At 72.6% G+C, this 22,580-nt stretch carries 19 protein-coding genes and 1 pseudogene; 7 read left to right on the top strand and 13 right to left on the bottom strand.

Annotated features, from left to right (window positions below; genetic code table 11):
• The first annotated feature begins 60 nt into the window (after positions 1–60).
• Genes ACIOMQ_RS39745 through ACIOMQ_RS39730 form a run of 4 tightly spaced genes read left to right on the top strand, consistent with a single transcriptional unit; the run spans position 61 to position 4,095 of the window.
• Positions 61–1,143 (top strand): ABC transporter permease, encoded by a 1,083-nt coding sequence (locus ACIOMQ_RS39745; RefSeq protein WP_362209663.1) that lies wholly within the window; start codon positions 61–63, stop codon positions 1,141–1,143.
• Positions 1,140–2,075 carry an ABC transporter permease gene (locus ACIOMQ_RS39740; RefSeq protein ID WP_362209666.1) on the top strand — a complete coding sequence of 312 codons (936 nt, stop codon included), beginning with the start codon at positions 1,140–1,142 and terminating at the stop codon, positions 2,073–2,075. The genes ACIOMQ_RS39745 and ACIOMQ_RS39740 overlap by 4 nt, the downstream gene beginning before the upstream one ends.
• Entirely contained in the window at positions 2,072–3,103 is a 1,032-nt protein-coding gene (locus tag ACIOMQ_RS39735) for an ABC transporter ATP-binding protein (protein ID WP_362209669.1), read from the top strand. Before ACIOMQ_RS39740 ends, ACIOMQ_RS39735 begins: the two co-directional genes overlap by 4 nt.
• Positions 3,100–4,095 (top strand): ABC transporter ATP-binding protein, encoded by a 996-nt coding sequence (locus tag ACIOMQ_RS39730; protein ID WP_362209672.1) that lies wholly within the window; start codon positions 3,100–3,102, stop codon positions 4,093–4,095. Before ACIOMQ_RS39735 ends, ACIOMQ_RS39730 begins: the two co-directional genes overlap by 4 nt.
• 84 nt (positions 4,096–4,179) lie before the next feature.
• Here ACIOMQ_RS39730 and ACIOMQ_RS39725 read toward each other — a convergent pair whose 3' ends face one another.
• The 9 genes from ACIOMQ_RS39725 to rimP all read right to left on the bottom strand — a co-directional run bounded on the left by ACIOMQ_RS39725 (position 4,180) and on the right by rimP (position 16,779).
• Positions 4,180–5,133: a bifunctional riboflavin kinase/FAD synthetase gene (locus tag ACIOMQ_RS39725; RefSeq protein WP_362209675.1), complete on the bottom strand. Its 954-nt coding sequence runs from the start codon at positions 5,131–5,133 to the stop codon at positions 4,180–4,182.
• 43 nt (positions 5,134–5,176) lie between these two features.
• Positions 5,177–9,454 carry a trypsin-like peptidase domain-containing protein gene (locus ACIOMQ_RS39720; RefSeq protein WP_402192609.1) on the bottom strand — a complete coding sequence of 1,426 codons (4,278 nt, stop codon included), beginning with the start codon at positions 9,452–9,454 and terminating at the stop codon, positions 5,177–5,179.
• A gap of 196 nt (positions 9,455–9,650) precedes the next feature.
• The gene (gene truB, locus ACIOMQ_RS39715) at positions 9,651–10,607 is read right to left on the bottom strand and encodes a tRNA pseudouridine(55) synthase TruB (RefSeq protein WP_389804463.1); all 957 of its coding nucleotides are present in this window, start codon (positions 10,605–10,607) and stop codon (positions 9,651–9,653) included.
• Entirely contained in the window at positions 10,604–11,056 is a 453-nt protein-coding gene (rbfA, locus tag ACIOMQ_RS39710) for a 30S ribosome-binding factor RbfA (RefSeq protein WP_362209684.1), read from the bottom strand. The genes truB and rbfA overlap by 4 nt, the downstream gene beginning before the upstream one ends.
• 25 nt (positions 11,057–11,081) lie before the next feature.
• Complete coding sequence (locus ACIOMQ_RS39705; protein WP_362209687.1) at positions 11,082–11,378, bottom strand: DUF503 domain-containing protein; 297 nt, start codon at positions 11,376–11,378, stop codon at positions 11,082–11,084.
• A 135-nt stretch (positions 11,379–11,513) separates the two neighbouring features.
• Entirely contained in the window at positions 11,514–14,624 is a 3,111-nt protein-coding gene (gene infB / locus ACIOMQ_RS39700; RefSeq protein ID WP_362209690.1) for a translation initiation factor IF-2, read from the bottom strand.
• Positions 14,625–14,772: 148 nt separating this feature from the next.
• Positions 14,773–15,051, bottom strand: a complete 279-nt coding sequence (locus ACIOMQ_RS39695; RefSeq protein WP_362209692.1) for a YlxR family protein — start codon at positions 15,049–15,051, stop codon at positions 14,773–14,775.
• A 187-nt stretch (positions 15,052–15,238) separates the two neighbouring features.
• Entirely contained in the window at positions 15,239–16,279 is a 1,041-nt protein-coding gene (nusA, locus tag ACIOMQ_RS39690; protein WP_362209695.1) for a transcription termination factor NusA, read from the bottom strand.
• A 2-nt stretch (positions 16,280–16,281) separates the two neighbouring features.
• Positions 16,282–16,779, bottom strand: coding sequence for a ribosome maturation factor RimP (gene rimP / locus ACIOMQ_RS39685; RefSeq protein WP_402192607.1), 498 nt, complete (start codon positions 16,777–16,779; stop codon positions 16,282–16,284).
• 176 nt (positions 16,780–16,955) lie between these two features.
• Here rimP and ACIOMQ_RS39680 point away from each other — a divergent pair, with 176 nt between their 5' ends.
• Genes ACIOMQ_RS39680 through ACIOMQ_RS39670 form a run of 3 tightly spaced genes read left to right on the top strand, consistent with a single transcriptional unit; the run spans position 16,956 to position 18,920 of the window.
• Complete coding sequence (locus tag ACIOMQ_RS39680; protein ID WP_402192605.1) at positions 16,956–17,483, top strand: hypothetical protein; 528 nt, start codon at positions 16,956–16,958, stop codon at positions 17,481–17,483.
• On the top strand, positions 17,480–17,989 hold the full coding sequence (locus tag ACIOMQ_RS39675; protein ID WP_362209702.1) for a ferritin-like domain-containing protein: 510 nt from the start codon (positions 17,480–17,482) through the stop codon (positions 17,987–17,989). Before ACIOMQ_RS39680 ends, ACIOMQ_RS39675 begins: the two co-directional genes overlap by 4 nt.
• A gap of 28 nt (positions 17,990–18,017) precedes the next feature.
• Positions 18,018–18,920 (top strand): aminoglycoside phosphotransferase family protein, encoded by a 903-nt coding sequence (locus ACIOMQ_RS39670; RefSeq protein ID WP_402192603.1) that lies wholly within the window; start codon positions 18,018–18,020, stop codon positions 18,918–18,920.
• Positions 18,921–18,980: 60 nt separating this feature from the next.
• Here ACIOMQ_RS39670 and ACIOMQ_RS39665 read toward each other — a convergent pair whose 3' ends face one another.
• The 4 genes and pseudogenes from ACIOMQ_RS39665 to ACIOMQ_RS39650 form a co-directional block, all read right to left on the bottom strand.
• Positions 18,981–20,681, bottom strand: coding sequence for a proline--tRNA ligase (locus ACIOMQ_RS39665; protein WP_401759518.1), 1,701 nt, complete (start codon positions 20,679–20,681; stop codon positions 18,981–18,983).
• A 36-nt stretch (positions 20,682–20,717) separates the two neighbouring features.
• On the bottom strand, positions 20,718–21,341 hold the full coding sequence (locus tag ACIOMQ_RS39660; protein WP_362209711.1) for a GNAT family N-acetyltransferase: 624 nt from the start codon (positions 21,339–21,341) through the stop codon (positions 20,718–20,720).
• Between the two features lie 64 nt (positions 21,342–21,405).
• Entirely contained in the window at positions 21,406–22,251 is an 846-nt protein-coding gene (locus ACIOMQ_RS39655; RefSeq protein ID WP_362209714.1) for a GNAT family N-acetyltransferase, read from the bottom strand.
• A gap of 166 nt (positions 22,252–22,417) precedes the next feature.
• Positions 22,418–22,580: pseudogene (locus ACIOMQ_RS39650) on the bottom strand (4-hydroxy-3-methylbut-2-en-1-yl diphosphate synthase); the annotation flags it as partial.

Here is a 22,580-nt window from a genome sequence, read left to right as displayed (position 1 = left end):
GCGGCACGGAAGCCGTCCCGGCGGTTCCTCCAAGTGCAGCACGAGTAACGAGAGTTCCCCATGACAGCTGAAAGCACTCCGGCGCTCGTGCAGATCGCGGACGCGGACACCGACGGTCCGGCCCAGGCCGGACCGTCGGCCGCCCGCGGTCCACGGGCGCGCAACATCAAGGCCTATGTCCAGTACGTCGCGGCGAAGATCGCGGGTGCGGTCGTCTCCCTGTTCGCCGTGCTGGTCACCAGCTTCTTCCTCTTCCGTCTCATTCCCAGCGACCCGGTGAAGCAGATGACCGGCGGTCGCCGCGTCTCTGCCGAGCAACTCCAGTCGCTCCGGCACCAGTTCGGGCTCGATCAGCCGCTCTGGAAGCAGTTCACGAGTTATGTGGGCGACGCGCTGACCGGAGACTTCGGTACCTCGTACCAGTTCCACGCCCCCGTCATCGACAAGATCACCGAGGCACTTCCGGCGACGCTGCTGCTCACCGGCACGGCGTACGTCCTCTACACCGCGCTCGGCATCTGGCTGGGCACCCGTACCGCCTGGCGCAACGGCTCCCTGAGCGACCGCTTCAACACCGCGTTCGCGCTCACGCTCTACTCGGTGCCGTCGTTCTGGCTGGGCCTGCTCCTGATCATCGTCTTCGCGGTGGGCATCGGGCCGATCCCCGGGATGTTCCCGACGGGCGGCATGGAATCGGGCGGCGAGAGCGGGCTCGCCCACGTCCTCGACGTGGCACACCACCTGGTCCTCCCGGTGGTCACCCTGGTAGCGGTCGGCTACGCGCAGACACTGCTGGTGATGCGCTCCTCACTGCTCGACGAGATGGGCAGCGACTATCTGACGACGGCCCGCGCGAAGGGGCTGCGGGACGATGTCGTACGCCGCAAGCACGCTGTGCCGAACGCGATGCTGCCGACGTTCACGCTGATGTTCGTGAACCTGGGGCATGTGGTCGCCGGGCAGATCCTGGTCGAGACGGTGTTCTCCTGGCCGGGCCTCGGCGGGCTCTTCTACCAGGCGCTCAGCGTGCCCGACCTCCCCCTCGTACAGGGGCTGTTCTTCGTCTTCGCCACTGCGGTGATCCTGGCGAACACCCTTGCCGATGTGCTGTATCCGTTGCTCGATCCCCGGGTGGGCCGATGACGACCGAATCCATGCCCACGCCCACGAAGGCGGGGGCGGCCGAGAACCCGCGCGCGCTGGCCCGCGCGCGCAAGCGGCGCTCCCTCGCCCGTTTCTGGCGGGAGTACCGCAATCACCGGGGCGGACTGTGGGGTCTGGCGGCGCTCGTCCTGATCGCGCTGATCGCCGTGTTCGCACCGCAGCTCGTCGGTTCCGACTCGCAGAGCGTCACCGACGCGCCCGGCGGCGCACTGGAGTCGCCGAGCGGTGAATTCCCGCTCGGTACGGACCAGTTCGGACGCAGTGTGCTGGCCCTGCTGGTCTGGGGCGCCCGCGTCTCGTTGACGGTCGGCCTGCTCGCGGCGTTCCTGTGCGTCGCCATCGGCACGGTCGTCGGCATCGTCGCGGGGCATTTCCACGGCTGGTACTCGACGGTCCTGATGCGGATCACCGACTGGTTCCTGGTGATGCCGACCCTGGTCCTCGCCATCGCGCTCGCCACCGTGATGGACCGCTCGATGTGGACGGTCATCATCGCGATCGGCGTCACGACCTGGCCGACCACGGCTCGGCTGGTCCGCGCCCAGACCCTTGCCGTGGAGTCCCGCCCGTACATCGAGCGCGCCCGCGCCCTGGGCGGCGGCCACAGGCACATCATGGTCCGGCACGTGCTGCCCAACGTGATGCCGCTGGTGCTCGCGCAGACCACACTGGTGATCTCCAGCGCGATCCTCACGGAAGCCACCCTGGCCTTCCTCGGCCTCAGCGATCCGACCATCACCTCCTGGGGCGGCATGCTCCAGGACGCCCGCGAGGCGGGCGCGGTGAGCGCGGGCGACTGGTGGTACCTGGCACCGCCCGGCATCGCCATCGCCCTGGTGGCCCTCGCGTTCACACTGTGCGGACGCGCCATCGAGTCCGTCCTCAATCCCAAGCTGGGGGTGGCCCGTTGAGTACGACGAGCACCAGGAAGACGCCGCTTCTCGACGTACGGGACCTCACGGTGACCTACGGCGGCGGAGCGCAGGCCGTCCGGGGCGTGAACCTCACCGTCGACGCCGGGCAGAAGCTCGGCATCGCCGGTGAGTCCGGCTGCGGGAAGTCGACGCTGGCGCTCGCGCTGCTGCGGCTGCTGCCCGCCGGGGCGAAGGTCTCCGGCGAGATCCTGCTGAACGGCGAGGACGTCCTCACCATGAAGTGGGGCCAGGTCAGGGCGGTGCGCTGGGCGGGGGCGTCGATCGTGTTCCAGGGCGCGATGCACTCCCTCAACGCGGTGCACCGCATCGGCGACCAGATCGCCGAGCCGATCCTGCTGCACAGGAAGGCGACGCAGGCCGGAGCCGCGAAGAAGGCCGGCGAACTCCTGGAGCAGGTGGGGCTGCCGGCCGCCCGCGCGGACGCCTACCCGCACGAGCTCTCCGGCGGGCAGCGGCAGCGCGTGATGATCGCGATGGCGCTCGCCTGCGACCCCGGCCTGATCATCGCGGACGAGCCGACCACGGCGCTCGATGTGATGATCCAGGCGCAGATCCTGCGACTGATCGAGCAGTTGGTGTCCGAGCAGGACCTCGGCCTGATCATGATCAGCCACGACCTCGCGGTGCTCTCGGACACCTGCGACCGGCTCGCGGTGATGTACGCGGGCCGGGTCGTGGAGGAGGGCCCGGCGTCCGAGGTCTACGAGAACGCGCACCACCCGTACGGCAAGGCCCTTTCCGGCGCCTTTCCCCGCATCGGCGACCCGGCCTCCCGGTTCGCGCCCCGCGGGCTGCCCGGCGACCCGCCGGACCCGTCGGCGCTGCCCGGCGGCTGCACGTTCCATCCCCGCTGCCCGGTGGCCCTGGACTCCTGCACCACGCAGGACCAGGAGCTGCGGGAGGCGGGACCGGAGCGGCGGGCCGCCTGTGTGCTCGTGGAGCCAGGGGCGGTGGCTGCGGTTCCGGTCCTGCCGGGTGCCGAGGAAGCAAGGAGCACACCATGACCACCACCACTCCCCTGCTCAGCGCGGAAGGGCTGAAGGTCACCTTCCCCGGCCGGCGCGGGGCCGCCCCGGCGCGTGCCGTGGACAGTGTCGACCTGGACATCCGGCCCGGCGAGATCGTCGCCCTGGTCGGTGAGTCGGGCTGCGGCAAGACGACGCTCGCACGGTCGCTGCTGGGTCTGGTCCCGCCGACGTCCGGGCGGGTGACCTTCGGCGGACAGCCGCTCGACTACGGGAGCCGGGCGCTGAAGGCGTACCGCAAACGGGTTCAGCTGGTGCTCCAGGACCCCAGCGGTTCACTCAATCCGAGGCACACGGTGTACGACGCCGTCGCCGAGGGCCTGCGGATCCACGGGTACGCGGGGGACGAGCGGGCGGCGGTGGCCGAGGCGCTGTCGCGGGCGGGGCTGCGGCCCCCCGAGCGGTTCTTCCTGCGCTACCCGCACGAGTTGTCGGGCGGCCAGCGCCAGCGGGTCGTCATCGCGGGCGCGCTCGTGCTGGAGCCGGAACTCATCGTGGCCGACGAGCCGGTGGCCTCGCTGGACGCTTCGGTGCGCGGCGAGATCCTGGCCCTGCTGCTGCGGTTGCGGGACGAGCTGGGCCTGTCCGCGCTGGTGGTCACGCACGACCTCGGCCTGGCGTGGAACATCGCCGACCGGGTCGCGGTGATGTACCTCGGCCGGATCGTGGAGACGGGCGAGGTGGAGCAGATTCTGACCGCTCCGCAACACCCGTACACCCAGGCGCTGTTGTCGGTGCTCCCGGAGGCCGGGACCGATCCGGTCATTCTGACCGGTGAGCCGCCGGACCCGTCCAGGGTGCCGTCCGGATGCCGTTTCCACGCCCGCTGCCAGGTGCTGGCCTCGGGCGAGGCGGAGCGGGCGGGCGTCGCGGACGCGTGCCGTACGAGGGATCTGCCGGTGCTCGCGGGCGGCGGGCAGACCCAGGTGGCGTGCCACTGGGCGAACGCGGCCGCGAAGGCACCGGCGTGACGCGGTGATCCGAGGCCTGTCCGGCGGAGCGGGGCCGGGACCGTGGACGAACGGTCCCGGCCCCGGTCGCGCAGAAGGAGCGATTCAGCCGCGCTCGTACGCGGAGACCAGCTCGCTGCACCGCTTCACGTCGGCGGCCATCGCCACGAGCAGGTCGTCGACCGAGTCGAACTTCAGCATCCCGCGTACGTAGGCGAGGAAGTCCACCGAGACATGGAGCCCGTACAGATCGAGGCCGACGCGGTCGATCGCATACGCCTCCACCGTCCGCTCGGTGCCGTCGAACTGCGGATTCGTGCCGACCGAGATCGCGGCGGGCATCGCCTCGCCGTTCACATTGAGCCAGCCCGCGTAGACGCCGTCGGCGGGGATCGCGGTGTGCGGCAGGGTCTCCACATTGGCCGTGGGGAAGCCCATCTCACGGCCGCGCTGCGCCCCTCGGACCACGACGCCCTCGACCCGGTGCGGCCGGCCCAGGATCTCCGCGGCGCCCGCGACATCGCCCTCGGCGACCAGGCGTCGGGTGAGGGTGGAGGAGAACGGCTCGCCGCCGCCCGCCTCGCCGCTCACATACAGGTCGATGACCTCGACACCGTAGTCGTAGGTCGCGCCGAGCTCGGTGAGCAGCTGCACATTCCCGGCCGCCTTGTGGCCGAAGCGGAAGTTCGGGCCCTCGATGACGAGCTGCGCGTGCAGTTTGTCGACGAGCACCTTCACGATGAAGTCGGCCGGTGCCAGCTTCGAGAACTCGGTGGTGAACGGCAGGATCAGCACCGCGTCCACCCCCACCTCCGCCATCAGCTCGGCACGCCGGTGGTGCGGGGCGAGCAGCGGCGGGTGGCTGCCGGGCCGTACGACCTCGCTGGGGTGCGGGTCGAAGGTCACCACGACCGACGGCACGCCCAGCTCGCGTGCCCGCTCCACGGCCCGCCCGATGATCAGCTGGTGTCCGCGGTGCACCCCGTCGTAGGAGCCGATGGTGACGACGCTGCGTCCCCAGTCCTGGGGGATGTCCTCCAAGCCACGCCAGCGCTGCACTGTGACCGCTCCTCGCCCGAACCCGTGTCCATGAAATTGCTTGTTACGCAGGTCTAAGACTGCCATGCTCACGCCCCGCGGCCCGCATCGGCATCGTTTTCGGGCTCGCGAGGGCCTCCACCGTGCGCCGCGCACACGGGCCGACGAGCGCCGCCCACTCCTGCGGGGCGTCGGCCAGCCATCCGGTGACCAGGGCGGCGAATCCGGGCACGTCACGGGCCAGTTCGACCAGTCCGCGGTCGAAGCGGACCGCGCCGTCGGGGGTACGGACCAGCAGCATCCCGGTGCGGTGGACCAGGGCGCGGGTACGGGCCGGTGCACGGGCGCCGGAGCCGGCCGCGGCGGCCCGCAGCAACGCGTCGAGCACGGCCGGATCGCGGTGGGCGCCCTGCTCGAAATCCAGCAGGACCTCCAGCAGCTCTCCCCTCAGCTGCCCGGAGGCGGGGCTGCCCGGCGCGGCGAGCACCCCGGCGAGCGCGCCACGCACCGGCGGCGGCACCGGACGGTCCCGCAGCAGTCCGGTCACCAGGGGCAGCAGCAGGGCGCGGGCGGCGGGGCCGTGCTCCAGCCTCCGGTCGATGTACGCGGCGGCGTGCACGGTGTCGTCCGGGTGGCTGTCGATGTACGCCCGCACGAGTCCGGCGGTGTGCAGGGCCAGCGCGGGGGCGTCGATCCCGGCGAGCGAGCACAGCACCTCGCCCGCTCCGTCGTCGGGCCGGGTGAGCCGCTCCCGGAGCGCGGTGAGCACCTGCCGCGAGTGGGAGGGCAGCGCGCCGACGAGCGCCCCGGCCGGCAGGTGCGGTTCGCCCGCGACGAAGGCCCGCAGAGCCTGCGGGAGGTGGCGGTCCCGGCTCAGCGGATCCTGGACGAGAAGGGTGAGCGCGGCCCCGTGCAGCGAGGCGTCGGCCGGGCGGGACAGCAGCGCGAGGGCGGCCCCGCGCAGCAGCCCGCGGTCGGCGTCGAGGGTGACGTGCGCGGCGGTGACCGGCGCGTACGAGGCTGCGGCGGCCCGGCGGGCAGGCCGGTCCTCGTCACGGGACCAGCGGTCGACGGCGCGGCACAGCGCGGAGGGCTCGTCCTCGGCCAGTGCGGTGAGCAGTTCCTCGGCCCGGGGGTGGGCGGTCGAGACGAGCGCGTCGGTCAGGTCGTCGACGGCGAGGTCCCGGCGGGCGTAGAGCAGCGCCTGCGCCGCGTCGGCCACCGTCGGGCGCATCGCGAGCCCCTCTTCGGCGGGCAGCGGGCGCTCGTCGCCGAACCAGTCGCAGAGCAGCGGCTGCACGGTCCGGGGCTGGGCGGCGAGCCGTCGCGCGACGGCATCCAGGAACCGCTCACGGCCGTCGCCGTCGTCGTGCGCGTCGCAGATGCGGTCTCCCTCACCGCGGGGGTCGGCCCGGCGCGGGCCGTCCGCGGGGACCAGACGCCGGAGCAGATCGATCCGGTCCGCCTCCGGCAGCCTCAGCCGCCGCCAGAACCACGGCCCGAACTCCGCGTACGCCCCCGGGCTGCCCGCACGCCGGACGACGCGGCCGGCGAGCAGCCGCAGCACCCCGAGGTGGGGCCGGGCATCAGGCACCCGCAGCAGGGTCTCCGAGAGCAGATGGGCCGCCCACCAGCGGGCGTCATGAGGGACGTCGGCACGCGCCTCCGGCCCCGGTGACAGCCGGTCCAGGGCCTCGATGAGATCGGCCAGCCGGTGTGCCAGTGCGCCGGGTCCCCTGCGGCGCCCCAGAAGCAGCAGGGCCTGGATCACCGGGCCGGACCGATGACGCGGCACGGGCAGAATGCGCGGCCCGGCCGCCGGCGCGGGCAGTCCGCCGAGCTCCCCTTGCGGCCCGGCCGCCGCTCCCGCCCCCGGGCCGGCCTCCGCCGCGGCATCCCGCACGGTCACGTGGCCGCGCCCCACCCGCGGCTCGATCGCGCGGCTGAGTCCCTCCTGCGTCCCGGCCTCCGCCACGGCGTCCGGCGCGAGCGCGCGGCCGTCCCCCGCCCGCCACGTCTCGACCGCCCCGGCCTCCAGCCCAGGTGCACTGCCGAATCCCCCTCGTGCCCCGGCCGTCACCGCACCGTCCCCCGCGGGCACACCACCACGCCCCCCGGCCTCCGGCCCAGGCACGCGGCTGATTCCCGCTTCCACCCGACCCGCCACCGCACCATCCCGCACGGGCACACCACCACGCGCCGCGCGCCCCTCGGCCCCAGGCCGAACCCCCGGCTCGGGCGCGCAGCCGAATCCCCCTCGCGCCCCGGCCCCCGCCTCTGCCTCCGCTGCGGCGTCCGCCGCAGGCACACGGCTGCCTCCGTCCCGCCGCTTCTTCGCCGCAGCCTCCACGGCGGGCTCCGGCGCGGGCTTCCAGCCGCGCCCCACCCGGGGTCCCTTCGCCGCCCCGGCCTCCGCCACGGCCCCCCGTCCGCGCCCCGCACGCGGCCTCCTCGGCTGCGGAACACGCGGTTCCGAGGCCGGGGAGGCCACCTGTGCCCCCGTCCCCGACGTGAGCTCCTCCCCCGCCCGCTCCTCCGCGTGCCACCGGTGGACCAGCGCGTGCAGGGCGGCGTCCAGGTCCAGGTGGGCGCCCTGCACCCAGTCCCCCAGCTCCTCGTGCGCGAAGCGGTAACCCGTGCCCGCCGGGACGAGCAGGCCCTCGGTGAGGACGGCCGACGCCCAGCCCGTGCGCCAGGGGAACACCTCCTCGAAGGCCGCCCCGTCCAGCTCTCCCTGGCCGGGGCCCAGACAGCGGCGGGCCGCCTCGTGGATCTGCCCGGCCACCCGCGCAGCCAGGCGGCGGACCGCGGTGCCCCCGGGCGCCGTGCCCGATACGGCTGCGATGCGGACCGCGACGCGCAGGCACATCAGGTCCAGGTGGGCGCCGAAGACGTCGTCCGTGCCGGGCTGCCCGGCGACGTCCCCGGGCAGCGCCTCGCGCACCTCCGCGAGGAGGCGCAGTGTGAGCGGGTGCCGGTCATGGCCGGGGGTGAGCGCGTCCGGCGGGATGGCATACCGCTCCCGGGCCCGTTCCGCCTGGCTCGCGGTGAAGTCGCCGAGGCGGACCGCGGACGGCAGCCGTCCGGCCGGCCGGGCGGGGTGGTGCAGAGCGCCGGGCGGACAGAACGCACCGGCCGTCTCCCAGTGCTCGGGCGTGCAGGCGACCACGAGCCGCGCCCCGTTCCCCCGCAGCCAGCCGACCGTGCCCGCGGTCCACCGGGCCAGCCCGTGGGCCAGCACGGGAGGCATCTCCTCGGGGCCGTCCAGCAGGACGAGCAGCGGGCTGCCGGACTCCTCGGCCAGCCGGGCCACCCGCTCCGGAGTGGCGCTCGCCAGGTCGCCCCGCGCACCGGCGGCACCCGCGATCCGACTGGACCGCCGGAGCACACGGGCGATCGCGTCGGCGACCGAGGTGTCGTCGGCCAGCAGATCGGCGCCGCGCAACCAGAGAGTGGGGGCGGGCACGGAGCCGAGGGCCCGGCGGGCGGCGAGTGCGGCCAGTTCGGTGGTACGGCCGGTGCCCGGAGCGCCGACGAGGCCCAGGACCACGGCAGGTCCGTACGGCGCGGGCGAGGGGTGGCCGGGGGCCGTGAAGGCGGTGAACTCCGCGACGACGTCCGGGCGTTCGACCGGATCGGGGCAGGAGGCCGGGCCGTCCGCCGAGCCGAGCGACATCGCGGTGAGGTGCAGGGCGCCCGCAAGGTTCAGGTCGCGGCCGTATCCGGGAACGCCCGTCGCGTTGCGCCTCAGCAGCGCGTCCAGCGGACTGCCGGCACCCGCGATCTGCAGGGGCACCGCCAACCCGGCGGCGGGATGCCCGGCGCGCAGCGCGGTGCCGAGCACGGCGATGACCGCGCCGCTCTCCGGATCGGCGACGGGCCCGCCCACGGCCGCGCCGCCGAGCCGCAGCGCGTCCCGGCCGTCCGTACCGAGCGCCAGCTCCATCGCGGCGCCGATCCGGTGGGTGCGGCCGTGCGCGGTGTATGTCACCGGGGTCGTCCCGAGCACCCGCGCCTCGCGCCGGCCGTGGGCGGCGATCGTCACATACGCGCCGGCTTCGATCCTGTTCCGCGAGGCGATCGGCGTCGGCTCCACCCCGAGCACGGAGAGCCCCCCGGTGCGCAGCAGGGCGAGGTCGAGGTCGGGCAGTTCGGTGATGCCGGCGGCCTCGACGCAGCAGCTGCGGCCGTCCGTTGCGTACAGGACGAGCCGGGTGGCACCGGCGACCGCTTCGTGGCTGGTCACCACCGTGCCCCGGTCGTCGGCGACGAATCCGGTCCCCCGCTGCCGGCCGGCCGGATCGCAGATACGTACCAGCGCTGTCCGGTGCCCGCTTCCCATGGTCCGACGTTAGGTCGGAGATGATCAGCACGTACCCACTCGGAGTAAAAGCGCCCCCGAATGCACCCCTGATTCACTCCGAGCGCCTGCCCGTTGGGGTGAATTCATCGCGCCCGGTGGACAGAAACCGGTGGGGGATCGTGGAGCGGGTACAGGGGGCCCGCTCCACGATGGGCCCCGGGAGCCGGGGCGCCGGTCAGGCGAAGACGGCGAGGCTCTTGGCCTTGCCCTTCTGCTCCTCGACGAGGACCAGGAACCGGCCGTCGGGCCCGAATACCCCGACCGGCCCCGGCGGGAAGGCGGGCATGTCCAGCCGCACCCCGTTCAGCAGCAGCTTGGCCCGCTTCTCGTCGACGTCCCAGCGGGGGAACGCCGAAGCGGCGGCCTCGGCCACCGGCATCACGGTCAGCTCCTCCTGGTGCTGGTCGAGCGTCCGCGCCACGTCGAGTCCGTACGGCCCGACCCGGGTCCGCCGCAGCGCGGTCAGATGCCCGCCGACGCCGAGCCCGGCACCGAGGTCGCGGGCGATCGCCCGGATGTACGTACCGGAGGAGCAGACGACGGAGACGACCAGGTCGACGACCGGCGTGCCGTCCTCGGCGACCTCCTCGCGGACGTCGTAGACGTTGAAGGACGAGATCGTCACCGGCCGGGCCGGGATCTCGAACTCCTCGCCGCCGCGCACCCGGGCGTAGGACCGCTTGCCGTCGATCTTGATGGCGCTGACCTTGGACGGCACCTGCATGATCGGTCCGGTCAGGGCCGCGACCCCGGCGTCGATGCCCTGACGGGTCACCCCGGACGCGTCGGTGGACGAGGTGATCTCGCCCTCCGCGTCGTCCGTGACGGTGTTCTGGCCGAGCCGGATCGTACCGAGGTACTCCTTCTCGGTCAGTGCGAGATGGCCCAGCAGCTTGGTGGCCTTCTCCACGCCGAGCACGAGAACGCCCGTCGCCATCGGATCCAGCGTGCCGGCGTGGCCGACGCGGCGGGTCCGGGCGATGCCGCGCATCTTGGCGACGACGTCGTGCGAAGTGAAGCCGGACGGCTTGTCGACGATGACAAGGCCGCCCTCCCGTCGCCAGCCGCCATCCTTGCCCGAGGTCGCTGCGCTCCCGCTCCCTTGATCGGGCGTCCTGTTCTGCGCTGTCATTCGGAGGCGGTGTCCTCGTCGTTCTCGGCATCCGCCTTGCGGTACGGGTCCGCTCCACCGGCGTAGGTGGCGCCCGAGGACGCCTCGCGCACCCGTGCGTCCGAGGCACGCGCCCGGTCGAGGAGGTCCTCGATCGCCTTGGCGTTCTCCGGAAGGGCGTCGGCCACGAAGGCCAGCGTGGGGGTGAACTTCGTCCCCGCCGCCGCTCCGACCGCCGAACGCAGGATGCCCTTGGCGCTCTCCAGGCCGGCCGCCGCGCTCGCCCGCTCCTCGTCGTCGCCGTAGACCGTGTAGAAGACCGTGGCCTCCCGCAGGTCACCGGTGACCCGGGTGTCCGTGATGGTCACGTGCGTCCCCAGACGCGGGTCCTTGATACCGCGCTGCAGTTTCTCGGCCACCACCTCCTGGATGAGGTCCGCCAGCTTCTTCGCCCGCGCGTTGTCGGCCACTGGTCCGTCTCCTTCTTTGCCTTGCTCAATCGTCTTCGTCGCTGTGCAGCCGCCGTCGTACGGACAGCAGCTCCACCTCGGGCCGGCCGGCGATCAGCCGCTCACACCGGTCGAGTACGTCTGTGAGGTGTCCGGTGTCCCCGGAGACCACGGCGAGGCCGATCTCGGCCCTGCGATGGAGATCCTGACCGCCCACCTCCGCCACGCTCACCGCGTATTTGCGCTGGAGCTCGGCGATGATCGGACGGACGACGGAGCGCTTCTCCTTCAACGACCGTACGTCGCCGAGAAGCAGATCGAAGGACAGTGTCCCCACATACATGGATGTCCGGATGTCCCGCCGGTTCGGGTTCGTGCCCTGCGCATTTGGCAGGGACACAAGAACCGTACACGGAACGGCCGGGGCCGATCGACGGAAATACGACCCGTCGACCGGCCCCGACTGTTGAGGTACGGGTCAGCCTCGCGGCTTCTCGCGCATCTCGTACGTCGCGATGACGTCGTCGATCTTGATGTCGTTGAAGTTTCCGAGGTTGATACCGCCCTCGAAGCCTTCGCGGATCTCGGTGACGTCGTCCTTGAAGCGGCGCAGACCGGAGATGTTGAGGTTCTCCGCGATGACCTTGCCATCGCGCAGCAGGCGCGCCTTGGTGTTGCGCTTGACCTCGCCGGACCGGACCAGCACACCGGCGATGTTGCCCAGCTTGGACGAGCGGAAGATCTCGCGGATCTCCGCCGTACCGAGCTCGACCTCTTCGTACTCCGGCTTGAGCATGCCCTTGAGGGCCGCCTCGATCTCCTCGATGGCCTGGTAGATCACCGAGTAGTAGCGGACGTCGACGCCCTCGCGCTCCGCCATCTGCTGGGCACGCCCGGCAGCGCGGACGTTGAAGCCGATGACGATGGCGTCGGAGCCGGTCGCCAGGTCGATGTCCGACTCGGTGACCGCACCCACACCGCGGTGCAGGACCCGGATGTCGACCTCGTCGCCGACGTCGAGCTGGAGCAGCGAGGACTCGAGAGCCTCCACCGAACCGGACGCGTCGCCCTTGATGATGAGGTTGAGCTCCTGGACCAGACCGGCCTTGAGCGCCTCGTCCAGGTTCTCCAGGGAGAACCGGACACCCTTGCGGGCGAAGTTGGCGTTGCGCTCACGGGCGGCACGCTTCTCGGCGATCTGACGGGCCGTACGGTCCTCGTCGACCACCAGGAAGTTGTCGCCTGCACCCGGGACGTTGGTGAGACCGAGCACGAGGACGGGGGTCGACGGACCCGCTTCCTCGACGTTCTCGCCCTTGTCGTCGAGCATCGCGCGGACTCGTCCGTACGCGTCGCCGACCACCATCGTGTCGCCGACCCGCAGGGTGCCTCGCTGGACCAGGACGGTCGCGACGGCACCGCGGCCGCGGTCGAGGTGGGACTCGATCGCGATGCCCTGCGCGTCCTGCTCCGGGTTGGCCCGCAGGTCGAGCGAGGCGTCGGCGGTGAGGACGACGGCCTCCAGAAGAGCCTCGATGTTGAGGCCCTGCTTGGCGGAGATGTCGACGAACATCGTGTCGCCGCCGTACTCCTCGGCCACCAGACCGAACTCGGTGAGCTGACCGCGCACCTTGGTCGGGTCGGCACCCTCGACGTCGATCTTGTTGACCGCGACCACGATCGGCACCTCGGCCGCCTTGGCGTGGTTCAACGCCTCGATCGTCTGGGGCATCACACCGTCGTTCGCCGCCACCACGAGGATCGCGATGTCGGTGGACTTCGCACCACGGGCACGCATGGCGGTGAACGCCTCGTGACCCGGGGTGTCGATGAAGGTGATCCGGCGGTCCTCGCCGTTGACCTCGGAGGAGACCTGGTAGGCACCGATGTGCTGGGTGATGCCGCCGGCCTCGCCCGCGACGACGTTCGTCTTGCGGATCGCGTCCAGCAGTCGGGTCTTTCCGTGGTCGACGTGACCCATGACGGTCACGACCGGCGGGCGGGAGACCAGGGCCTCTTCGCCGCCCTCGTCCTCGCCGAACTCGATGTCGAAGGACTCGAGCAGCTCGCGGTCCTCCTCCTCGGGGCTGACGATCTCGAGGACGTAGTTCATCTCGTCCGCGAGCAGCCTGAGGGTGTCGTCGGAGACGGACTGCGTCGCCGTGACCATCTCGCCGAGGTTCATCATCACGGCGACGAGCGACGCCGGGTTGGCGTTGATCTTCTCCGCGAAGTCGGTGAGGGAGGCACCGCGCGACAGACGGACGGACTGTCCGTTGCCGCGAGGCAGCATGACGCCGCCGACCGACGGGGCCTGCATGGCCTCGTACTCCTGGCGCCTCTGCCGCTTCGACTTGCGGCCACGACGCGCGGGACCGCCGGGACGGCCGAACGCACCCTGTGTGCCACCACGGCCGCCGGGGCCGCCGGGACGTCCACCGAAGCCGGGACGACCGCCGAAGCCGCCGCCACCGCCGGGACGACCCGCACCGCCGCCGCCACCGCCGCCACCGGGACGACCGGCGAAACCGCCGCCACCGCCACCGGGACCGGCCGGACGGCCTGCGAAGCCACCGCCACCGGGACGGCCTGCGCCGCCACCGCCGGGACGACCGCCACCGCCGGGACCACGGCCACCGCCGGGGCCACCACCGGGACGCGGGCCCGCAGCGGGACGCTGCGGCATCATGCCCGGGTTCGGACGGTTACCACCGGGGGCACCGCCCGGACGGGGAGCCTGCGGACGGGGCATGCCGCCCGGAGTCGGACGGGCACCGCCCTGACCCTGGGGGCGCGGTGCGCCACCGGGGCCGCCCTGCGGACGCGGGGCGCCCGGACGGTCCTGACCGCCACCGGGACGCGGGGCGCCGCCGGGACGGGGCGCCTGCGGACGGGCCATGCCCGTCGAGCCGCCGGAGGTGAAGGGGTTGTTGCCCGGACGGGGACCCGCCGGACGTGCGCCACCGGGGCGCGGCGCGCCCTGGCCCGCGGGACGTGCCGGACGGTCGCCACCGCGGCCACCGTCGCGCTCGCCGCCACGGCCGCCGTCGCGCTGACCGCCGGCCGGGGCCGGACGGGCGTGGCCGCCGGCAGGACGGGGTCCCGGGGTGGCACCCGCGGGACGCGGGGCCTGCTGCTGCGGGGCAGCGGGCTGGGCCGGAGCCGGAGCCGAGAACTCCGCAGCGGGGACCGGAGTCACCGGAGCGGGCTTGGGCGCGGGCTTCGGGCCCGGACGCGGGCCGGCGGACGGCGCGGAGGGCGCCGCGGGGGTGCTGCTCGCCGGTGCTGCGGCGGCCGGCTTGGGGGCCGGGGCGCCGGGCTTCGGGGCAGCGGGACGTGCCGCAGCGGCCGGGGAGGGCGCTGCGGGCTTCGCGGGCGTCGCCTTGCGGGGCGCGCCAGGCTTTGCAGCGGACTTGCCGGCGTTGCCGCCGGGCCCCTGCAGTGCGTCAGTCAACTTGCGTACAACCGGCGCCTCGATCGTCGAGGACGCCGAACGGACGAATTCACCGAGTTCTTGGAGCTTGGCCATGACGACCTTGCTCTCGACGCCGAACTCCTTGGCGAGTTCGTATACCCGGACCTTAGCCACTTCGCTCCTTTTAGGTCCGGGTTACCGCCGGACCGTCGCTACTTCATGGGCGTACTCATCGCGTACTCATCGAGTGCTCATCGCAATCTCGACCTACTTCCAACTCGCGAGGTACCTGACCGCACGGGGACCCGTGCCGTTCAATTTCTTACGGTGTCACCCGCTCGACGAGCCGCTGCACTGCGGCGGTGTCGAACGGCCCCTTGACCTTGAAGGCCCGGGGGAAGGCCCGGCGGCGAACCGCCAGGTCCAGACAGACGGAGACGGGGTGTACATAGGCACCCCGGCCGGGCAGCGTACCGCGAGGATCGGGAACGCAGGCGTCCCCGTCCACGACGATGCGCAGCAGCTCGCTCTTGGCCGCCCGCTCCCGGCATCCCACACAGGTTCGTTCAGGGCAAGCGCGAGCGTGCGTCCGGCCAGACACGTTTTAAGTCTACCTCCCCGCACCGACCTCACCCCTTTGGGGCAAAAATCGAACGGATGTTGTCGTGTTCTCAGCGGCATGCCGCCTCGATGTATTCCCTGCGGCCCGCGCTGCCGGCCCCCGGGAGAGCCCCTTCCGGGGCAGCGCCCGTGGTCCGGCGCGGGCCGCCCGCCCGGCGATCGCCGGGTCAGCCGCGCTCCGAACGCTCGCGGGCCCGCTCGGCCCGCTCGCGGTCGGCGACGTCACGCTCGGCGTCGGTCTCGGTGTCCGGACGGATGTCGATGCGCCAGCCGGTGAGGCGGGCGGCGAGGCGGGCGTTCTGGCCCTCCTTGCCGATCGCGAGCGACAGCTGGTAGTCCGGGACGGTGACCCGGGCGGACCGCGCACCGAGGTCCACGACCTCGACCTTGCTCACCCGTGCGGGCGACAGGGCGTTGGCGACCATCTCGGCCGGGTCGTCCGACCAGTCCACGATGTCGATCTTCTCGCCGTGCAGCTCGGCCATGACATTGCGCACCCGGCCGCCCATCGGACCGATGCAGGCACCCTTGGCGTTCAGCCCCGAACGGGTCGAACGGACCGCGATCTTGGTGCGGTGACCGGCCTCGCGGGCGATCGCGCAGATCTCGACGGAACCGTCCGCGATCTCCGGGACCTCCAGCGCGAAGAGCTTCTTCACCAGGTTGGGGTGGGTCCGCGACAGCGTGACGGACGGACCGCGCACGCCCTTGGCGACCCGCACGACGTACGTGCGCAGGCGCAGGCCGTGGGTGTACTCCTCGCCCGGCACCTGCTCCTGCACCGGAAGGATGGCTTCCAGCTTGCCGATGTCGACCAGGACGTTCTTCGGGTCCTTGCCCTGCTGGACGACGCCGGTGACGACATCGCCCTCGTGGCCCGCGTACTCCCCGAACGTCCTGTCGTCCTCGGCGTCGCGCAGCCGCTGCAGGATGACCTGCTTGGCGGTGGTCGCGGCGATCCGGCCGAACCCGGACGGGGTGTCGTCGAACTCCTTGGGCTCCTGGCCGGGTTCGAGGTCGGCCGGGTCCTCCTTCGCCCACACCGTCACGTGGCCGCGCGCATCGAGCTCCACGCGCGCGCGGCGGTGGCTTCCGTCCGTACGGTGGTAGGCGATGAGGAGGGCCGACTCGATCGCCTCGACGAGCACGTCGAAGGGGATCTCCTTGTCCTGTGCCAAGCCCTTCAAGAGCTTCACATCGATGTCCACGGCTACGCCTCCTCTTCCTTCTTGTCCTTGCGGCTGAATTCGATCTCCACGCGCGCCTTGGCGATCTCGTCGAAGGCGACCCGGCGGGACGTGGGCCTGCGGCCCTTGACGCCCGGCACTTCGAGGTCGAGTCCCTCTTCGTCCACGGCGAGGATGCGGGCCACCAGGTCGCCGCCCTCGCGCAGCTGCAGCTTGGCCAGGCGGCCCGTGGCGCGTACGTAGTGGCGGTGCTCCGTCAGCGGACGGTCGGCACCGGGGGAGCTGACTTCGAGGACGTACTCGCCCTCGCCCATCGCGTCGGTCTCGTCGAGCTTCTCGGAGATCGCGCGGCTCAGCTCGGCGCAGGCGTCCAGCTCCACGCCCTCCTCGGAGTCCACGGTGATCCGCAGCACCCGGCGGCGGCCCGCCCGGGACACCTCGATCTCTTCGAGATCCAGCTGCTCGGCGCTGACGAGCGGTTCGAGCAGTCCGCGCAGCCTCTCGCTCTGGGTGGTGCTCATCCGGGTGACTCCTCGGCCGCGTGTGCTGTTGTGGGGATCTCGCGTGTCAGGTCAAAGGGTATCCGGTCCCAAGGGGTGTTGGCGTCCGCCGGCTCCGCGACCGCGGGTACGCTCGCCTGCGGTGATCACTTCAGGACAGATCCAGTCAAGACAGGTCCAGCCCGGAGGAGAAACAAGTGCGGCGCACGGGGACGACGCGCAGAGGTGCGCTCACCGCGACGGGAGCGATCGCCATGGGGGCCGTGCTGGCCGGCTGCGGCGGCGGGTCCGGGCAGCGGGAGGGCTCCGCCGGTACCGACACGGCGACAGCGGCGGAGCAGGCCGCGGCCATGCGGACGGAGCGGTCGCTCCGGGCGGGTGCCGCCGGTACCAGCAGGGAGCTCCTCGCCCGGTACGAACAAGTGGTCAGGGCCTATCCGGCGACCACCGCGGGGCTCTCGCCGCTGCGGGACGCCGTACGGGCCCATGCCGAGGCACTGGCGGCCGACGGCGGCAAGGCGCGTGTGCCCTCGCGGACACGCGCGACCGACGCCGGGACCGCGCTCAAGGAGCTGGCCGCGGCGGAGCGCCGCACCGCCGACATCCACACGGCGACGCTGCTGAAGGCCCCTCCGGAGCTGGCCCGGCTGCTGGCGTCCATCGCGGCGGCGGGCGCGGCCCACGCCTATCTGCTGACCGAACTGGCCAAGGAGACCTCGTCATGAGCGCCGGGACACAGAAGGCGGCGCAGGCGGCGCTGGCCGCCGAGCACGCGGCGGTGTACGGGTACGGGGTGGTCGGCGGCCGGGTCGCCGACGGCCGCCGGGCCGAGGCCGCCGCGGCGTACCACGCGCACCGGGCCCGGCGCGACGCGCTGGTGCGGACCGTGCGGGGCCTGGGCGGTGAGCCGGTGGCGGCTCAGGCCGCGTACGCTCTGCCGTTCGCGGTGCCGGACCCGGCCGCGGCGGTACGGCTGGCCGCCCTGCTGGAGGACCGGGTCGCGGGCGTGTACTCCGATCTCGTGCGGGCCGCCGAGGGGCCGCTCAGGCGGGAGGCGGCCGACGCGCTGCGGGAGGCCGCGGTGCGCGCGGTCCGCTGGCGGGGCAGCGGCGTACCCTTTCCCGGGCTCGCCGAGCGGACCACCGACGGGACCGGGGCGAAGGCCGGGTCCGGCGCGAAGCACGGGTCCGGCGCGAACGGCGCGAACGGCAGGTCCGGCGCGACGCACTGAAGAAGCTCTGAAAGGGAACAAGGCACGTATGGGTTTCGAACCGCCGCAGCGTCTGGTGCGAGCGCTCGGCGAGTCGTACGGGGATGACGCCGCCGACTGGCTCGCGCGGCTGCCCGCACTGACCGAGGAAGCACTGTCCTCGACCGGGCAGAAATCGACCGTGGACCGGGTCGCCGCCCCCGGTGGCCGCAGCAGCCTGGTCCTGCTGGTGACGCTCCCCGACGGCACCCCGGCCACGCTGAAGATCGCTCCGTCCGGGGCCGCTCCCGAGCTGGAGCAGGCGGCGCTCGCGCACTGGAACGGCTGGGGCGCGGTACGGCTCCTCTCCTCCGGCCCCGGCGCCCTGCTGCTGGAGCGGCTGCACCCCGAGGTGTCGCTGCGCTCGCTGCCGGAGGCGAAGGCGCTGCTGGAGGCGGCGGGCACGGTGCGCCGGCTGTGGGTCGAGCCGCCGGGCGGCCATGGATTCGAGACGGTCGCCGAACGGACCGGGCGCCGTGCGGAGCCGATGCGCGCCTGTGCCGCGGCCGACCCGAGCCTGGAACCGCTGGTCTCCGCGGCGCTCGCGGCGCGCGAGGAACTGGTCGCCCACTCCCCCGAACTCCTGCTGCTGCACGGCAACTTCCGCCAGAGCAAGGTGCTCGCGGGCGAGCGGGTGCCCTGGCTGACGGTCGGGCCGGAGCCGCTGGTCGGCGAGCGGGCCTACGATCTGGCGCGCCTGGTGCGCGACCGTGTCGAGGACCTGATCGCCTCCCCGGGCGGCGCGGTGACGGCCCGTCGCCGGATCAGGAGGCTCGCCGATTCGCTGGATGTGGACCGGGAACGGCTGCACGGCTGGACGCTCTTCCGTGCGGTGGAGTCGGGTACCCGGGCGCTGGCGGTCGGCCGTCGCCAGGAGGGCGAGGTGGCGCTGGAGTTCGCCGGCTGGCTGTAGCGGTCCGCGAACGCAAGGGGCCCCCGCGCGGTGCGCGGGGGCCTCCTGTTCGCTGCGGTGTCAGCCCTGGGTGGTGAGGCGGGTGATCGCCTCGTCGACCGTGAGCTCCTCGCGCTCGCCGGTACGGCGGTCCTTGAGCTCCAGGACGCCCTCGGCCGAGCGGCGGCCGGCGACCAGGATCTTCGGGATGCCGATCAGCTCGGCGTCGGTGAACTTCACACCCGGCGAGACGCCCGCCCGGTCGTCGACCATGACCCGCACTCCGGCGGCGGCCAGCTTCTGAGAGACGTCGAGGGCCAGCTCCGTCTGGAGCGCCTTGCCCGCCGCGACGACATGGACGTCGGCCGGGGCGATCTCGCGGGGCCAGCACAGCCCCTGCTCGTCGGCGGTCTGCTCGGCGAGCGCGGCGACGGCGCGGGACACGCCGATGCCGTACGAGCCCATGGTGACCCGGACCGGCTTGCCGTTCTGGCCGAGCACGTCGAGCTGGAAGGCGTCCGCGAACTTGCGGCCGAGCTGGAAGATGTGGCCGATCTCGATGGCGCGGTCCAGCTTGAGGCCGGCACCGCACGCGGGGCACGGGTCGCCCTCCTCGACCACGACGACGTCGAGGTAGTCGTCGACCTCGAAGTCGCGGCCGGCGACGACGTTCTTCGCGTGGGTGCCGGGCTTGTTCGCGCCGGTGATCCAGGCGGTGCCGGCGGCGATGCGCGGGTCGGCGATGTAGCGGACCTTCTCCAGCCCCTGCGGGCCGACGTAGCCGCGCACCAGGTCGGGACGGCCTTCGAAGTCCTCGGCGGTGACCAGCTCGACGACGGCGGGCGCGAGGTGCTCGCCGAGCTTGCCGAGGTCGACCTCGCGGTCGCCGGGCACGCCCACGGCGACGATCTCGCCGTCGACCTTGACCAGCAGGTTCTTCAGGGTCGCGGCGGCCGGGACGCCCAGGTGCGCGGCGAGCGTCTCGATGGTGGGGGTGTCGGGGGTGTCCAGCTCCTCGACGGGGCCGTGCGCCGAGCCGTCCACGGGGGTGGCCTTGAAGGTCACGGCCTCGGTGTTGGCGGCGTAGTCGCAGGCGGGGCAGTCGACGAAGGTGTCCTCACCGGCGGGGGCGGGGGCCAGGAACTCCTCGGAGGCCGAGCCGCCCATCGCGCCGGAGACGGCGGAGACGATGCGGTGGTCGAGGCCGAGCCGCTCGAAGATCCGGATGTAGGCGGCGCGGTGCAGCTGGTACGCCTCGACGAGCCCCTCGTCCGTGGTGTCGAAGGAGTACGAGTCCTTCATCTGGAACTCGCGGCCGCGCAGCACACCGGCGCGGGGGCGGGCCTCGTCCCGGTACTTGGTCTGGATCTGGTAGAGGATCACGGGCAGGTCCTTGTAGGACGTGATCTGATCCTTGACGACCTGGGTGAAGATCTCTTCGTGGGTGGGGCCGAGGAGGTACTCGGCGCCCTTGCGGTCCTTGAGCTTGAAGAGCAGATCGCCGTACTCGTCGTAGCGGCCGCTGGCGTCGTACGACTCCTTGGGGAGCAGGGCGGGAAGCAGCACTTCCTGGCCGCCGATGGCGTCCATCTCCTCGCGCACGACGCGGGTGATGTTCTCCAGGACCTTCTTGCCGAGCGGCAGCCAGGTCCAGATCCCGGCCGCCGTGCGGCGTACGTAACCGGCCCGGACGAGCAGCTTGTGGTTGAGCGTCTCGGCGTCCGCCGGGTCGTCGCGCAGTGTCTTGATCATCAATCGGGACATGCGCTGGACCTGGGCCATGATGAACTCCTGCTCGGAAGGGTGATGTGCAGGAGGTTAGCCGGGCGGTGCGGGTGGGCGGAAATCGATTGGGCGCCGGCCCTGCCCCGCCTGTCCGTCGCGACGCAGCGGGAGCGGGGCTCCCATCACCGCGTACGGCTTGGGAGCGCTGGGGAAGAGCACCTGCCGGGCCAGGTCCCGGTAGCCGAGGCTGCGGTACAGGCCACGTGCCGGGCTCTCCGTGTCGATCGCGGAGAGGATCGACCGGGGCTCGTCGACGGCGTCCGTGACGGTGGTGATCAGCGCGCGGCCGATGCCGCGGTTCTGGAACGCCGGGTGGACGTGCAGTTCGGTGATGACGAACGAGTCGTCGAGCCAGTGCGCGGAGCCGGTGGCGCGGAGGTAGGGCTCGACGACGGTGGACCACCACTGGCCGCGTTCGTTCGGCATGCCGTAGACGAAGCCGACGAGCCGGCCGCCGGGGGTGGTGGCGCCCAGGGCGCGGGCGCAGGGGTGGTCGAGGTGTCTGAGGACGATGTGGCGCCGCACCTCGATCTCTTCCGGGACCAGGCCGAAGGCGACGGCCTGCACGGCGAGCGCCTCGTCCACGCGCGCGGCGAGATCGACCGGTCCGATCCGGACGCTGGGAGTGTGGGGGCCGCCCCCGGAAACTGCTGCCATGGGCCGACCCTACTGGCCCGGACGGGGCGGGCGGTACGGGTCGGTGGCACCGGCCCGCACCCGGTCAGAACAGCACGCTCATGAACGCGCCGGTCTCGCGGAAGCCGACCCTGGCGTACGACCTGCGCGCGGGGGTGTTGTAGTCGTTCACGTACAGGCTGACGACGGGTGCGACGTCGGCCAGCGCGTAGCGCAGGACCGCCGCCATGCCGGTCTCGGAGAGTCCCCTGCCGCGGTGTTCGGGAGCGACCCAGACGCCCTGGATCTGGCAGGCCTGCGGGGTGGCCGCGCCGATCTCCGCCTTGAAGACGACCTTGCCGTCGTCGATCCGGGCGAACGAGCGGCCGGAGCCGATGAGCTCGGCGACGCGTGCCTGGTAGAGGAGTCCGCCGTCGCCCGCGAGCGGGGAGATGCCGACCTCCTCGGTGAACATCGCCACGCAGGCCGGCATCAGGACGTCCATCTCGTCCTTGCGGATGCGGCGGACCAGGGGATCGGGGGCGACCTCGGCGGACGGGCTCTCGGTGACCATGAGCGGCTGATGGGCCCGGACCTCGCGGGCGGGGCCCCAGCCGGGTTCGAGCAGCCGCCACAGCTGGGCGGTGGGCTCCGCGGGGCCGACGATCGAGGAGCAGCGGCGGCCGGCCCGGCGGGCGCGGTCGGCGAAGGCCCTGACGGCCTCGGGGGTGGCGCAGATCGGTACGAGGTTGGCGCCCGAGTAGCACAGCGAGCGCAGCCGGCCGTCGGCGTACCAGCCCCACATCTCGCCGCCCAGGCGCCATGGATCGAGGCCGGCGATGCGGACCCGGGCGGTCACGAAGGCGTTGGCGACGGGTTCGCTCTCCAGGACGGCGAGAGCGGCGCCGAGGTCGCTGGGTTCGAGGACCCGGGTGGTGGTCTGCGTCAACACGAGGGGGCCTCACCATGCGGTCTGCTGATTTCCGCACTGTACCCAAAGAGGCTGATCCGTGCCGCCCGTCCCCGGGATCGGCGTCCGGACCGCTCGGTGAGGCCGCTCACGACGGCGCCCCGCCGGGCGGTGATCCTCCGGCGGGGCGCGGTCGTGCACGTCGTGTTCAGCTGATGGAGACCTCGGGTTCGCCCGAGGCGATGCCGTCCTTCTCCATCTGCTCGGCGATCTTCAGGGCCTCTTCGATCAGCGTCTCGACGATCTTCGACTCGGGCACGGTCTTGATGACCTCGCCCTTCACGAAGATCTGCCCCTTGCCGTTGCCCGAC

Source organism: Streptomyces sp. NPDC087845 (assembly GCF_044742755.1).
In the GTDB taxonomy this organism is placed as follows: Bacteria; Actinomycetota; Actinomycetes; order Streptomycetales; family Streptomycetaceae; genus Streptomyces.
The sequence above is the reverse complement of the archived record's forward strand: the minus strand, read 5'-3'. Positions and strand labels throughout refer to the sequence as shown.